Below are 16,152 nucleotides of genomic sequence, written 5' to 3'. Positions count from 1 at the left end.
TGGAGACAACTTTAGGGGATTTGTTGGGGATGTATCACTTGCTATGGATATTATTGCCTACACAACTGCTTCCGGCTGCCTCAAAATAAAAAAGTGAAACCAGCTTAGATTCACTCTAAATTAATCCGCTGGTTTCTTTTCTCTTTTCTATTTTTCCATAGTATATAGATTCCTAGGCAAACTTCAGTTGCTGACCTGTTCAATTCGTATGTTGTCTAAAATAAACGTGCCTGCCCCAGTATCTCCATTCAAGCTCGTTCCATCACTGAAAATTCCAATATATGTTTGGCCGTTCTCAGAACCGGTAACAGTAAACTCAGCCCTTTTGGTATCGGTAGAAGCTGTAAGTGTATTATTCAAACTCAGTCCCTTGGCAGCCACAATATCTCGAACATCAATTTCTTGATCACCTGAGATAAAGCGATAAGCATTAGCAGTAGTTTGATAGTCAAAGGATACTCTATAGGTTACTCCCGGTTCAAAGCGGAAGTGCTGAGGAATGGTGCGATACACTAAGCCTTTGTTTCCAGTATTGACTTTAACAGACCAATTTCCTGCGATAACATCATCTACTAATTTTTTGCCGGCCCATCCTTTTTGTGTATACGGTGCATGTAATTCAGACAAGTGAATTCGGTTGTCCTCTACCCCTTCCGTATTCCCAATAACAAATGGGTAAATTCCTTGCACGACCGATTCAAAATCCTGCTCAAATACGTTAGACGATACTTGATTATTCACGGATTTTTGAACGATGCGAATATCGTCAAATTTGGTTATTCCTTCTCCGGCCTCGCGGCTGAGAATCAGTTCGGCCTTTTTAGATGTAGCCGTAAAGCTTACTTGCATTCTTTGCATTTTGCTATTGTAGCCATCATTTGAAGCATGTGAGTCTGCTTTTACAAAGTTCTTTTGCAGGCTGCGCAATGTGTAATTGCTTACATCCTTTACCCCGCCAGTTACTTTGATTCCGGCTTTTACATCACTATTGTTTTCTACGTAGACTTCTGCCACATAATCTTTACCTGGCACCAGGTCAGTAATGGTGCGGGAAACGGTTGTATTCCTTGATGGACTTTCCATATTCAAATAATAGTCACCGCTGCTCAAATTACGGGCATTTCCAGTTTGATTCGTTCTGATAACACTGACGGCATCCTTGTCTCCAGCAACTTTTGTATTTTCATCTTTGACCGTACCCGAATTAAATCCTGTGTCATAGATATGAGCTCCCTTGCTCCAATCGTCGACCTGTAAGCCCTTCTCCTTTTTGTCAGGAATAACTACATATGGCGTTGCTGCCTCAGCTGTTAAGGTTACCTGATTGTTGACCACTTCGACTTTCTGCACATCAGTTCGGCCTTTATCAGTCAATTTGTACACGTAAACCTTTTTAGATGGACCAACAAATCCATCAGGCAATGTCCAGGTTGTAGTACCACCTTCCAAATTCCAATGATACAATTTTTCAGCAGCAGGAGTTGGATTTTTAAAATCCTGTTCCACCCAAGGAATTAAATACGAATGTTCATCAAGGACCACATTTCCATTAAGTGTAATCACTCGTTCTCTGGAGTTGTCTTTTCTAGTTACAATAACCTCATCACCATTGCTTGGGTCCGCCAATTTTATTTTCTTTTCCAGATTGGTCTTCTGCTTGTCTCCTTCAACATCTGTCCAATCGGTGACATAATACTTTTGTAAAAATTTAGTCGGCAGATTGGTATCGAAGGTCATGCGGATAAACTGGTCAAAGTTCTTATCCGACTGCCATCCTTCGAAACCGGCTAATTCAAATCCGCCAAGTAATGGGTGGTCAGCCGTTCCGCCTGCTTCAGGCCAATTCAACACCCAGGAATCTTTTTGGTGATTACTAATAAAGCGAAGGACTTCAGAGTTGATTCCTTTGCTTGATGGTCCACCGTAGTTCTTATCCGTAGCCCAGTGCTGCCATGTAGAATAATTGGCCACTGATGTACCAAACTCAGTTGAGACTCGCCAGCCTCTGTCCATAAATTGCTCTGCAATTCGATCAGATTCCCATTGATCTTGATACCATACATCCAAATAAATAAAGTCAAGACCTGGTACCGCTGCTTTTAATTCATCCAGTCTTTTCGCCCTCGTTCCTGAGTATAAATCCTTTAATTTATTGATAGTATAGGATTGATCCAACCAGCCCCAGCCTCTAGAATTTGGTCCATCAATAAAATCATCATTGAAAGCCTTAGCTTCAGGATACGTTTCCTGAGCATTAATATGGACTCCAAATTCGGAATTGTACTTATGCCCCTCACGAATCAGTGTTTTTAAATCGTCCTCACCCCCGATTCGTTCACCGACATTTCCATAATCCGGATGTGCACTATCATGCCCTTCATTTCCGTATCCTTTTAAAAGCACGGACTGCCCCAACTCGTCTGTAGCGAGTGCTACCTTTTTCACATTATCCAACGTTTTTAGGAATGGCTGTTGGGCTTGTGATCCAAAATTCATGGCAATACGTGTTCCAACTAGGTTGTTTACATCCTTCGATCCTGGAATGTCCTGCATGATGTCACGGTAAGCAATCGCACCATCCTGCCAGTCAATTTCATCGTCATGATTCAAATCGTCAGCAATCGCAATTTTCACGGTAGGTTTTACTGCTTGCGGTTTTTGCATAAATTCTCTTTGATAATAAAGCAAACTTGAACCGATCCCGATTGCTTTCGTACCATCTTCACTTTGATAGCGATTGGCTACTAGGTTGCTGTAGCCATTGACTTCGGAACTGGACCAAACACCTGCACTCAATTGGTCCGTTGAAAGGAAACCAGTATAATAGCTTGCTGATGTACCTATGCCCCCCATCGATGAATCAACAGTAACATCAACATCCCCCGGCTTCGTTACATCACCGCTAAGATTTGTTAATTTTGCTTTCGCATTCGGTTGAGCAGAATTGACAGAGATAAAGTTTAGATCAGCAAATTCCACCGTTTCAATTTTTGCACTTCCGGCATTGGTAATATCCTCAAAAGTATAAATTACTTTATTTTTGTTGACTTTTAATGAAACTTTGAGAACAGCATCAAGGTTTTCAATTTCATCCTTCACTTTTAAGGTATACAGTGCTTCACTTTCGCTCAGCTTTTCAAAACCTACTTCAGGATAGTAAAGCGTACCGTTCACTTTCAATCCGTAAACAGGAGATTTCTGTCCCCCCATAACCTTATTGCCAACCCGGTATTCGATGACACGTGGGAATACTTGGTCAATTATGACATCCATATAGTCTGATTTTATTGTATCTTTAACTGGTGGAGTACTTGGTGCTTTAGGTGGAACATATTCCTTAATTTTAATGTTTGAAATCGTAATGTTAGCTGACCCGCGGCTTTTTTCAAATCCAAGTAAACCTGCTTTATCGACACCGCCTGCCAATGGCCAGGTATTTACCTTTTTATCATTAACGTAAAGGGTTGCTGAATCATCTATGAATTTCAGTCGTAGATGATAGGTTTTATTGGCTTCCAATGGCACATCTGAGGTCATATCCGTCCAACGGTTAGCAGGGCCAAATATCTCGCCAAAATACTGATTGTTCTGATCTCCCGTTCCCACATACGTGTAGGCAGATGGATTTTGAACACGGTAGATGAGACCAAAGCGATTCATGGCGCTAGTTCCTGGAGTAATATCCGCTTCAAAAATACCATTTTTAATTGTATTCATTTTATTGTAGACAATTCGGTTTTTTTGAGTGGAAGTAACCTTATAGGTTGCTGAACCATCTTGATTATAGGTAATGCTGCCGTCACCTGAGATAATTTTAAAATCTCCTTCTGTCAGTTGGTTATCCGTAATGTCGACTGGTTCCCCATCACCTGGGTTTGGTCCTACATCTCCTGGAGCATCCCCCAATTCAATGAGTACTTGGCTGTTTTTCCCTCCAAAAGCACCAAGTTTAACCGCTTCTTTACCTGCAAGCAGATTATTTACATCGTTTGGTAAAGTAACAGGTCCAAATAAATCTTGGCCATCTAAAGTAACATTGAAAGTGGTTCCGCTATAATCAATTTTAATAGAATGTTTAGATCCTGCTTCTGGTAGTGATACGCTTGGTCTAGTGTTTAACCAGGTTCCGGTGCCTTTATATTTGTATTCATAGAACCACCCAAATGAGTCATAACCTACAAATACAAAGTTGTTAGGGTCAATATAATGAGGATAGATTCCAAATCTGGTATCTGCTCCTTGCAATTCCGGAATAAAGGTATATTCCATCGTTCCTGTTTCTTGAGCTGTCTTATTTTTCTCTTGAAAAATGGCAGCTTTTGCCCCGTTGTCATTTCCTGCTCCAGCTCCAAGCCTTACATAGGCCTTCCCATTCTGGGTGACCATTTCATTTACTTCATTTCCTCCAGCTGAAATCGTGACCCATGGATTCGTCACCTCTGCAATCGCACGTAACGGCGGAATAAATCCCGTCAAGAACGTTGGCAAAAATAACACAATTGCAAGTAGGGTATGGCTAAATCTCCTGTAATTGTTCCTGCTCAATTCCTCTCCTCCTTTGATAATAATAGTTTTATAGATGACGATGCTTGTGTAATGATTAAAGATCCAGTAACACCACCTTCTATCTGTAATCTAGCTTACTTTTGTTAAAGCGCTTCCACAATAAAGATATTGTCCAAATTTTTAGAAATATTGTTTTTTAGAGAATTGCATAAAAAAACGAACAGTACCCGGCACTGTTCGCTTAAAAAACCTATCCAATTTTGGTAATTTTCAAAAATAGAAGTCTAGTCAATTCGCTTTAGCAAACCAGGAGCTGGCGGTCTCTTTCAACACGTCATTTAATTCTTCAATATTCCTTATACCGGTATCTTTTAACCAGTCACGACCTGCTTGTTCCCCATTTTCAGCAAAAGGTGCGACGCCATCTTTCCAAGTTGCCCTGCCGCATAATACGCCATTAAAGGTAGAGGCAGATTCTTTGGCAAACTTCAATGTTTCTTGGAATAGTTTCGCACTTACTCCCGCACTCAAGAAGATAAACGGCAGTTCAGTAGCTTCACTTTGCTCTTTGAAAAAAGAAGCTGCCTCTTCCTTACTATAGACTATTTCTCCTTCCGTGAAGCCTTCAACAAACTTCATATCCACTGGAACTTCTACTTTTAATACATCAACATGATACTTGGGTTTGGAGAATTCCTTCATTGCTTCAATTACTTTATGCGGCTTCACTTTTGCATACTCTTTACTTTTCACATCATCATTTTTGGCATCGTAAGACACAATTTCCAGGAAGAATGGAATGTCTTCTGCCACACACTCGGACCCTACTCGTTCCATATAAACATGCTTATATTCGTTAATTTTCTCGTCTTCATCCACATCATAGTACAGTAAAAACTTAACAGCATCTGCACCGGCGTCCTTCAATCGTTTTACGGACCACTCTGGCAATAAATCAGGCAAACGGCCCTCTGCTTTTGCATCGTATCCGGTCTTTTCATAAGCAACCAATAAACCGGCGTCCTTGCTGCGAACCTTTGCAGCAGGCAGTCCATATTCTGGATCTAATAGAATAGCAGTTGAATAGGGTGTTAATTCTTCGGAAACCAATTCTTTAAAGCGGATGATGCCTTCATCTCCGATAGAACTTGAACTTCCTGCTGCAATCATTTTCTTTAATGAACCGCGCTGATCAATTGCCAAAGCCCCGATAATCCCATTTTCATCCGACAAACGCTTAAGAGCTGCTACTTTATTTTCTGTTAATTCTAACACCGACAATCACCTCTATTAATCTATTTTAATAACTTCTACCATTTCAAATAATTGACCGAACTCCTCACGATCTATATAACCGGTTTCCGCCTCCATCGCATTGAGCATGCCCGTCGTCATTGCGGTTTTCAGGATGTCCGGAACGGATTGCTTTCGTTTCAGGGCAACCGCTAATCCTGCAACAGCGGCATCACCGGAGCCAACAGAGTTTACGACGTTGATGGCAGGAATGGTAACCATGTAAAAATCTCCACCATTCTTGATAAAAGCGCCGGTCCCGCCCATCGAAACGACAATCCATTCAATTCCATGAAATAACTCATTGGTTAACAATTGCTTTAAGCTGCTTATACTCTCCTCCACTTCTATGCCAAGAAGCTGGGATAACTCAGAGATATTCGGCTTGATAGCGAAGGGTTTTACATCATGAGTCAAAACTTGGCGGAGCGGCTCCCCTGATGTATCCACAATCACGGGAATTCCCTTCTCTCGGGCAATTTCAACCATCTCCCGGTAAAATCCAGATTCAAGTCCTTTCGGCAGGCTCCCCGAAATGGTAACAAGTGAAACTTCAGACAGTAGTTCCCGATATTTTTCTAAAAAAGCTGCTCCTTCTTCCTCCGATAAGATTGGCCCAGATTCAAGGATTTCTGTCTGCTTGCCATCATGGAGGATCGCGATACAGTTTCTTGATTCTTGATTTATTTTTAAAAAATGATTCCCGATATCACTTTTCGTCAATTCCTGAATAATGAAATCGCCAATGGTTCCGCCAATTACACCTGTTGCCAAGACATCTTCCCCCATCTGCTTGATGACCCGGGCCACATTTAATCCTTTTCCGCCAGCGGTTTTACGAACATTTTCAACACGATTAACATCATCCAGTTTGAAATTTTGAATGGGATAGGAAATATCAACGGAAGGATTCATCGTGACTGCTAAAATCATCGAACTCCCTCTTTCCCCATAAAGGTTTCAGCTTGAAACCGGCAAACACCATCAAGATACGTGGCCGTTAATTCGAGTTCAGGTGTAAGAACGATAAAATCGGCATCATAACCGGTCGCAATCATGCCGCATTCCCCATCGATTCCAATACTTTTAGCTGGAGCTGTACTGGCCATATAGATGGCTTCCTCAGGTGTCGCAATTCCCCAATCAACGGCATTTTTGACAGCCTCTTTTAATTGCAAAATACTCCCTGCTAAACTGCCAGTCTCCAACCGGGCAGCCCCGTTCTTCACTTCGACAGGGAATTCTCCGAGCTGATAGCGGCCTTCCGGCATACCGCCAGCCATCATGCAATCTGTTACCATCACCGTCTCCTTCCTGCCGCGGGCATTCATTAAAATGTTAGCTGCAGCAGGATGAACATGGTGACCGTCACAAATGATTTCGGCAAACACTTCCGGCAGGCTCATCGCGGCGCCAACCATACCGGGCTCACGATGATGCAGCCCGCTCATGCCATTGAATGTATGAACAAATATCGAAGCACCCTTCTCAACCGCATGTTTCGCTACAACATATGTCGCATCACTATGGGCCAATGCCACCGTAACCTGATCGTTAACGGCATGCTCAATAAATTCAATTGCCCCTTTCCTTTCCGGAGCTAGCGCAATCTTTTTGATAAAATGATTAGAATACTTTTGCCACGATTCCAGCATTTCTATTGAAGGATCACAAAAATACTTCGTGTTTTGGGCACCTTTGTGTTTTTCGGTAAAAAATGGACCTTCTAAAAAGATTCCTTTTATTTTTGCACCTTTCACCTTTGTATAATTTTCCCCTATCATCGCCACTACTTCGTTTAATAAATCGGGCGAAGAAGTTAGCGTGGTGGGCAAAAAAGAAGTCACGCCGCACGAAAGCAGCCCCTCAGAAATCTCCATCAAACCATCAAGTTCGTTGTCCATGATATCGTGATTTTTAAAGCCATGAATGTGAGTGTCGACTAAACCCGGGGCAATCCATTTTCCCGAATAATCGATGACATCAGCCGATTCAGTTGGCAAAGTCACAAAAAAGGAACCAAACTTCCCCTCTTTGATTTCCAAATAACCGGGGCCTGACACCCCATCCTCAAGAAAAATTTTGTCTGCAAACACAAATCGTTCCATAGCTGCACCTCTGTTTAGGAATGGGAACCACATGCATTCCTATTCCCTTGATTTACTTGTATTCGTGTATCGTTACACCCTGTACAACACGATTCACCGTTCCACTAGGTGAAGGAGTATCCGGTGTATTTCCGACCTTAATCGAAGCTAATAGAGCGAGCGTTTGTCCAACCATGACATACGGCAGTGACAAGTAGGCATCCGGTATTATGCGGTCGTCGCTTTCGAATAAGAACGTATCACCTGTATAATTAGTCTCTCCGTCCACGGCGATTGCACAAATATAGCCTGCGATTTGATCCTGTCTCAATTCATTTAACATATCTAAATCATATTGGCGTGTATACGGATGGTTCGAAACAAAAAGAAACACTGCAGCTTTTTCATTCACAAATGATTTGGGACCATGGCGGAATCCGAGTGATGAATCGAAGGAAGTGGCAATTTTACCTGCAGTTAACTCCAAAATTTTTAATTGTGCCTCTCTTGCCAAGCCCTCAAAACCACCTGAGCCAAGATAAATAATCCGTTCAAAATCGGAAGCAATCATTTTTTCAATATCTTCTCCTCTGCTAATCACACCTTGACCCATACGGCGAATGGTTTCAACAATGGTCAATTTTTCTTCCATAGACACGGAATCAAAGATGAGCAGCGCTGTTAGGGTCATACAGGTGTAGCTTCCTGTCATCGCAAAGCCTTGATCATTGGATCTTTCTGGCATCAACAGTAAGAGATTGCTGTCATCCCCTTTTGCCCGTTGTGCTAACTTCCCTTCCTTAGCGCAGGTGATGGTGATCTGGTAGAGGTCCGTTATCACTTGTTCCGCTAATTCCACTGCCGCAACGCTTTCCGGACTGTTGCCGCTTCTCGCAAAGGAAATCAATAATGTTGGAATGTCTGCCTTTAAAAATTGGTAAGGATTTGACACAATTGCTGTCGTTGGAACACTCATCAGATCCCACTTTTTCTCATCGACTTTTTCTTTTAAATACGGGGTAATAGTGTCACCGACATACGCGGAAGTTCCGGCTCCTGTAAAAATGACCCGGATACGATCGTGCTTTTCAGTCAGCTTCTGTAAAAATGCTTCAATCTCATGACTTTTCTTAGAATACAATGCAAACGTTTCTCCCCATAATTCAGGCTGCTGCTTGATCTCATGAGTTGTAAATGATGCTCCAATGGGCTTTAAATTTTCCTTACTTAAAGTAAACAAATAGTGTCACTCCTCTTAAGATTTGTTAAATTCCTTCGAATACCCGCAACCCAGCACCAATCACTCCATTATTCTGCTTCATTGCGCTAATAGACATTTGACTTAATAAATGTTGTTGTTCAGGGATTTGGAATGATTTCAGTTTTTCTTTAATGATGTCAAGCAGAAAAGGGTTGTTTGCGATCACACTGCCGCCGAAAACCACTTTATGTGGGTCTAGTAAACAGGAAATCGAATACAAGCCATGTACCCAATTGTCCGTAATTTCATCAATAATGGGCTGAAACCCGCGTGCCCCTTCGTTATAGCGTTCAAAGACATCCTTAGTCGACAGAGATGCCGATTGCATTTCCTTTTGTGCTAATTTTTCGATCGCTGGTCCTGCAGACATATTTTCCAGCCGCTCAAATTTCTTCCCGGTCGATGGAACAGGAATTAATCCAAGTTCTCCTGCAAATCCGGCACCTCTGAAAAATGAACCATTATGAATAATAGAGCAGGAGATGCCAGTACTAATCGTCACGTAGACAAACGTCTCATCGATTTTTGTCTGGGACGCCTTCCATTCGGCATAGGCCGCCATGTAAACATCATTGTCGATCGTAATCCGCTCAAGTCCAAATTTCTCCCGCAGCCTGGCAGTGACAGGAAACTGGGCCCAAGGTAAATTATTTTGAAAGACAGCAATGCCCAGTTGTCGATCCACCTTGCCCGGTACCCCAACACCAATGCCTTCCATGTCCGCTAACGAATAAGTAGAATCTTTAAGAACTCGGTCTACCGTTTCTACCACTTTAGCAAACATCTTTTCTTTGTCAGAAGGATCACTTTTTACCTCCGTACGTTTCAGTAATTCCCCTGTTTCAGAAATAATGCCCGCTGCAATCTTTGTCCCGCCAATATCTATACCAATTGACTTTTTCAATTGTACACCTCCAAACATATATAGATGGGTTGTTGGTACAAGTGACATTTATTAAAAACTCATAGACTACAAGCTATGAGTTTTTAATAAATGTCTTTTTTAATTTAGTTTAAATTCTTGTCATTATTTATTGTATATCACCACAACTTGTTGGGTCAACCCTATATGGAGGATTATTCTTTATTTTCCACCTGTTACAGCAATGCCTTCAATAAATTGCTTTTGCAAAATGATAAATAAAATCAGCATTGGCAGGATGGCCAAAAACGAGCCTGCCATAAGGATCGGATAGTTGGTTAAATATTGACCTTGTAACGATGACAATCCGACAGAAAGTGTCATTGATTCAGTGGAATTATTCACAATCATCGGCCACATTAATTCATTCCAGCTCCAAAGGGTAGTAAAAATACCCAATGCAACTAAACCTGGTTTGGCTAGTGGAAGCATAATCTTCCAATAAATTTGGAAATGGTTACAGCCATCAAGCCTTGCTGCCTCTTCCAGTTCTTTTGGAAGCCCCATAAAGAATTGACGCAGAAGAAATGTACCAAAAGCGCTAAACAAACCAGGTACAATAACTGCTTGCAATGTATTCAGCCAGCCTAATTTCACAATAATCATGTATTGAGGCAGCAAAAAAACTTGGCCGGGAACCATGAGAACTGATAGTGCTATCATAAATAGAAAATTCCTGCCTGGAAATTCAATACGGGCAAAGGCATAGGCGGCCAACGAACACAAAAACAGCTGCCCGGCGGTTCGTACGACTGTAACAATAAAAGTGTTGTACATAAATTTGAAAAAAGGCAGCAGTCCAAATACCTCTTTGTAGTTCCCCCATTTGAAATCCTCCGGAATAATAACAGGCGGTACATGAATCGACTCGGCATAGGTTTTTAACGAGGTGAGAATCATCCATATAAATGGCAATACCATTGCCACCGATCCCACAATGAGGATGAAATGGATTAGGAATGTTTTACTCGTTACAAGCTGTCTTGTTCTTTCCAATGGTACCACTTCCTTTTAATCATAATGAACCCACTTTTTCTGTAACACCATTTGAATCGCTGTAATAATTAGAATAACGACTAATAAGAGAACAGCGATGGCTGCTGCATATCCCTTATCATTCAATACAAAAGCATGCTGATAGAACAAATAAACTATCGACTGAGTGCTTTCCAGGGCGGTACTGCCTTTTCCAATCATCATGAAAATCAGGTCAAACACTTGAAACGCCCCAATTAGAGACATGATGGACACAAAGAAAATAACTGGTGAAAGCAGCGGCAGGGTAATTTTAAAGAATACCCTTATTGGGCCTGCCCCATCCATTTCCGCTGCTTCATAATAGGTCTTCGGAATTCCTTGCAGCCCGGATAGAAAAATAACCATGTTATAACCTATCCCACTCCAGATGGCTACCACAATAATCGAATATAAGGCAATTTTCGGATCACTTACCCAATGTGGACCCTTTATTCCGATTAAAGATAAAAGATAGTTTAGTAGTCCATAATCGGAGTTAAAAAGCCATTTCCAAACCATGGCGATGGCTGCAGGCATCGTGATGACAGGTAAAAAATATAATGTCCGGTAAACGGATTTCCCCTTTATTTTTTGATTTAGGAGCACCGCCACCAAAATAGAAAGGAAAATCCCGATTGGGACCGTAAAGATAATATATATTCCCGTATTCTTAAACGATTTTAATAGATTGCTATCCTCAAGCATCCGCTTATAATTCGCTAACCCCGTCCACTCATACTGTCCAAATGCTCCCCATTCAGTAAAACTAAAGTAAAAGGTTTGAATGATGGGCCAAAGGTAAAAAATAAACAAGCCCAGCATGGTAGGAGCAATCATAAGATAGGCCCAAAAATAATCCGATCGTTTCCTTGTCTTTGTTAAGCTCGATACCTTAAATTTGTTTTTCGCTTTCACTTCAACCTGTAGAGGAAGTTCCTTCATTGTATTCCCTCCTTATTAGAAAAAAGAAGAGAAGAAACAATTTCTCCTCTTCAATTTTTTTATTTCTTAGATAAAGCTTCATTTGCCTTTTTCGTTAGTTCTTTTACGGCATCTTCTACACTTTCTTCCTCACTCCAAGCCTTTTTAAGAACGTCTGTTTCATACTGCCAAATTTCCCCTGTGCTTTTCACGCTTGGAAGTGGGTGAGAATACTCGACACCATCAATAAAAGCTTGAAGGTTCAAATTCGGAACTGATTTAAGCCAAGCTTCTTGAGTACCATTGTAAGCAGGAATCACGGTTCCTGTTTTCGCGTATACTTCCGCTGCTTCTTTCGAGCCTAAGAATTGGACAAACTTCCACGCAGCATCTTTATGCTTTGTATTCGTGGCAATGACATTTGATAATCCATGAATCGCAACCGCGCGCTGTTTTCCTTTTGGCACAACCGCAACGTTTAAATCAGGATTATTCTTATATTCTGGAACCATCCAAGGACCGTCAAACATCATCGCTATTTTTCCTGAAGAGAATAATTCGGAAGCAGCTGTTTCCGTCATTTGAGCTTGTGTTGGAGATAACCCTTCCTTTATAAAACTAATATTGTATTTAAGCGCCTCAATGGCCTCAGGCTTGTCAAAACCAACAGACTTGCCATTATCAGAAATAATATAACCGCCATTTTGCCAAATGAAATCATAATAGCCGCCTTGATTTCCCATTACAGCAGCATAGCCCCAAATACTTTTATCTTTATTTGTCAGCTTTTTAGCAACTTCCTTTAATTTATTCCAATCCCATGAATCGTCTGGATAAGGCACGCCTGCTTCATCAAAGATTTTTTTGTTATACCATAAGCCTGTAGTGTCAAAGTCTTTTGGGATTCCATAAAGTTTTCCATCAACAGTATAAAGATCAACTAAAGACTTCGGATAATTATCTAAACTAAAGTTATCTTTCTTTGCAAGGTCACTAAGCGGGAGAATAACCTTTCCCTCCGCGTATTGTTCAACATGAGGACCATTCATCCACATAACATCTGGCAGGGCACCCCCAGTGGCAGCTGTTTCGAGTTTCTGGAAATATTGAGCATATGGAGTCAACTCTGTTTTCACTTTAATGTTGGGGTATTTTTCATTAAACAACTTAATAATTTCTTCAACAGCAGGGACTTGCTTCTTATCCCAAAATCCATAGGTGATTTCCACTTTGTCATCTTTGCCATTACCCGAAGTCGTATCACTATTACTGCATCCGGCTAACCCTAGTAATCCTAAAATTACAGTTAAAAGCATGATAAGCCACTTTTTCATTTGTTTCCCTTCCTTCTGATAAATGTTTAGTAGATTTCTAAAAATACGCTTAGAACTTGAATGGTATAATGACCTCTTACCCTTTGATAACCCTTACATTTTTTTAAACTTGATTATGATGCTGGAACCATAATGGAGAAATGAATTATGTTTAGCTTTGACCACCTCCCTAAATAAAATAGTTTTTAATATTGGGAGATTCCTTTAATTCTTAACGGTTTCTACTAAACTAGTATAATAATCGTCAATATCAATCGATTGCCCCTGAGTGAGCCTGGATTCTTCTGCAGCAAATGCCATTAGGTGACTTCTTACGGATGCAGAAGTGGAGGAAACACTATCTTGTTTATGTCCATATTGAACCTCCCTCAGGAAGGTTCTCATGATGCCCTGGTCTCCACCGCCGTGTCCCCCAATGGGATTGTCAAACTTGATGACCGTTTCCTGTTTCGTGAGAAAATCAAAAATGGATATACTGTTTTCCTCCATATTTCCACGTATTTCGCCTTTTGTACCCATGATTTGAACAATCCGTGTTTGTTCCCTTGTAAAGCCGCACATGCTGAACGTTGCTGTCGCCCCACCCTCGAATTCCATATTCACTACTTGATGATCGACCACATCATTATCAGAGCGATATACACATTTGCCATAAGGCGTTTCATTTAATGCCTTTATGATGCCTTCATTTGTATCATCTTCTGTAAATTTTCTTGCCCATCCTTTGCCTTCTCCAAGATAATACCTGCCAGCGTGAAAGGGACATTCCAGTTCGGCAGGACAACCATCTAAACACCTATTTGGTGCTCCAATGGGGGCATTCTCTTCATTAAAATGCATCAGTGAACCATATGAACTAACCCGGTTACAATCCTTGCCGATCACAAAAGAAATAATATCCATATCATGACAGGATTTTTGAAGAATCATCGGACTTGTTCTTCCCTTGTTATTCCAATTGCCGCGGACAAAGCTGTGAGACATATGCATGACTTCCACATTTTCATTCAGTTGCAGCGATACGATCTCCCCAATTTCTCCTTTAGAAATAATCTTTTTAATTGTTGCCCAAAATTCCGTATACCTTAGGACATGACAGATGGTAAGCTGTCGTTTATGCTTTTGGGCAGCGCGTTCCATCATAATACACTCTGCCGGATCTGGAGACATTGGTTTTTCTAAAAGAACATGATACCCCAATTCCAATGCCCTCATGGTCGGCTTGAAATGATGTTGATCAAGGGTACAGATAATCGCAATATCCGCTATTTTTGTTTCTTGATTCAATACCTCTTCCCACGACTCATAACAATTTTCATCAGAAATATGATAGGCTTGTTGAAATCTGCTTCTTCTTTCTCCATTTGGTTCTGCCAATCCTATAATCTTTAATTCATTAGGAAACTCTAAGGCATAAGGCGCATAGGCTCTTGCTCCTCTGTCACCTGCTCCGATCAAAATGGCCGTCAGTGGTTTCATGTTTAACTCTCCTATCTTTATGGATTTTCGTTTCCTGACATTTTTTCCTCATTTAATCCAAACGTTTTCCAGTGATTGATTAAAAAAGAACCTCTCAGGTTCGTTTTATGTTAGAGGACTCACGAATGACTAATTCAAACGGTAAGATCATCTTTATCGGAAGTTTAACTTCCTCTTCCACCATTTCCATAATCGTTTTAGCCGCCATTCTTCCCATTTCATATTTGGGGATATCTACTGTTGAAAGCGGTGGTGATGAATATTTCCCCATGTCAATATTATCAACTCCAAAGAAAGCGATGTCCTCAGGGATTTTATAGTTATGTTCGATGACTGCTCTCATGGCAGCGATGGCCATTAAGTCACTTGCACAAACCATTGCAGTCGGCAAATGCAAGGGATCTCTTTTCATTAAACTTTTCATACTTTCGTAGCTATTTTCCATTTGCCATTTCGTATTCATTACCCATTCTGGTTGGATAGCTAATCCTGCTTCTTCCATGGCATGTTGAAAGCCTTTAAAACGATGTTCAGCATACAAATCTTCATACGTTTCTCCAGTTCCTCCACCAATAAACCCGATGTCCCGATGACCTTGTTTCAATAAATGCTGTACCACGTTTTTTATAGCTACTTTACGGTCATAGTCTACAGTGGCCATATTTTTATCTGAATAATGAAAGTCCATCCCTACTACAGGAATTTGTTGCTGAATATATTCAATAAGACTGTCCTCAATTCTATCCATCAAGAGGAGTCCTTCAATTCCCAATTCATAAATCGCCTTAAGGAGCAGCGCCTCGTTTTCGATTTCATCCTTGGTAATACTAATAAGGGTGTAGTCATTATTTGCTAAAGTATCACGAATACCTGTATAAATATTAGCATAGTAAGGATTCGTTTCTGCTTGTTTTGGATTGGCTACCCAGCCAATTTTCATCGTTCTTGCCTTACTCTTTTCTTGCTTGTTGGTTACTAAATTTCGGGCATGCTGATTTGGTATGTATCCTAACTCCTTCACAGCTTCCCAAATTTTTGCTTTCGTTTCGGGATGAACATTTCTGGTCTGATCATTTTGAATCACTCTTGAAACCGTCGAAATAGAAACACCAACATATTCCGCAATATCCTTTAATCTTGCCACTTTTAAAACACCTCTTAGGTTGAACTTATGCGCTTTCATTAATAGGATAACAAATTTTTCTCCCATTTCGGAAATTTCTTTTAAATTATTAAATATTTTGTGAAAGAGGTTGCTCTCCCGCTCGGCTTAATGGTGGGTTGTTGGTACAAGGTTTGTTAAAAAAATAATTTTCGATACTAACTGAAAAT

11 protein-coding genes are annotated in these 16,152 nt (G+C 40.8%); all 11 read right to left on the bottom strand.

Annotated features, from left to right (window positions below):
- Positions 1-183: 183 nt before the first annotated feature.
- The gene (locus AC59HZ_RS22760) at positions 184-4,545 is read right to left on the bottom strand and encodes an endo-alpha-N-acetylgalactosaminidase family protein (RefSeq protein ID WP_496548045.1); all 4,362 of its coding nucleotides are present in this window, start codon (positions 4,543-4,545) and stop codon (positions 184-186) included.
- 249 nt (positions 4,546-4,794) lie between these two features.
- Positions 4,795-5,781: a tagatose-bisphosphate aldolase gene (gene lacD / locus AC59HZ_RS22755; RefSeq protein ID WP_496548044.1), complete on the bottom strand. Its 987-nt coding sequence runs from the start codon at positions 5,779-5,781 to the stop codon at positions 4,795-4,797.
- Positions 5,782-5,796: 15 nt separating this feature from the next.
- Positions 5,797-6,732: a tagatose-6-phosphate kinase gene (gene lacC, locus AC59HZ_RS22750; RefSeq protein ID WP_496548043.1), complete on the bottom strand. Its 936-nt coding sequence runs from the start codon at positions 6,730-6,732 to the stop codon at positions 5,797-5,799.
- Positions 6,729-7,907 carry an N-acetylglucosamine-6-phosphate deacetylase gene (gene nagA / locus AC59HZ_RS22745; protein WP_496548042.1) on the bottom strand — a complete coding sequence of 393 codons (1,179 nt, stop codon included), beginning with the start codon at positions 7,905-7,907 and terminating at the stop codon, positions 6,729-6,731. Before nagA ends, lacC begins: the two co-directional genes overlap by 4 nt.
- Before the next feature lie 52 nt (positions 7,908-7,959).
- On the bottom strand, positions 7,960-9,126 hold the full coding sequence (locus tag AC59HZ_RS22740) for an SIS domain-containing protein (RefSeq protein ID WP_496548041.1): 1,167 nt from the start codon (positions 9,124-9,126) through the stop codon (positions 7,960-7,962).
- Positions 9,127-9,151: 25 nt separating this feature from the next.
- Entirely contained in the window at positions 9,152-10,051 is a 900-nt protein-coding gene (locus AC59HZ_RS22735; protein ID WP_496548040.1) for an ROK family protein, read from the bottom strand.
- A gap of 180 nt (positions 10,052-10,231) precedes the next feature.
- A complete protein-coding gene (locus AC59HZ_RS22730) occupies positions 10,232-10,990 on the bottom strand; it encodes a carbohydrate ABC transporter permease (RefSeq protein WP_496548201.1) in 759 nt (252 codons plus the stop codon).
- 90 nt (positions 10,991-11,080) lie between these two features.
- Entirely contained in the window at positions 11,081-12,028 is a 948-nt protein-coding gene (locus tag AC59HZ_RS22725; RefSeq protein WP_496548039.1) for a carbohydrate ABC transporter permease, read from the bottom strand.
- 59 nt (positions 12,029-12,087) lie between these two features.
- Positions 12,088-13,341: an ABC transporter substrate-binding protein gene (locus AC59HZ_RS22720; protein WP_496548038.1), complete on the bottom strand. Its 1,254-nt coding sequence runs from the start codon at positions 13,339-13,341 to the stop codon at positions 12,088-12,090.
- A 204-nt stretch (positions 13,342-13,545) separates the two neighbouring features.
- Positions 13,546-14,820: a Gfo/Idh/MocA family protein gene (locus AC59HZ_RS22715; protein WP_496548037.1), complete on the bottom strand. Its 1,275-nt coding sequence runs from the start codon at positions 14,818-14,820 to the stop codon at positions 13,546-13,548.
- A 94-nt stretch (positions 14,821-14,914) separates the two neighbouring features.
- Positions 14,915-16,030 carry a LacI family DNA-binding transcriptional regulator gene (locus AC59HZ_RS22710; protein ID WP_496548036.1) on the bottom strand — a complete coding sequence of 372 codons (1,116 nt, stop codon included), beginning with the start codon at positions 16,028-16,030 and terminating at the stop codon, positions 14,915-14,917.
- Positions 16,031-16,152: the final 122 nt, after the last annotated feature.

This window comes from Neobacillus sp. DZ-9 (assembly GCF_059587065.1).
The sequence above is the reverse complement of the archived record's forward strand: the minus strand, read 5'-3'. Positions and strand labels throughout refer to the sequence as shown.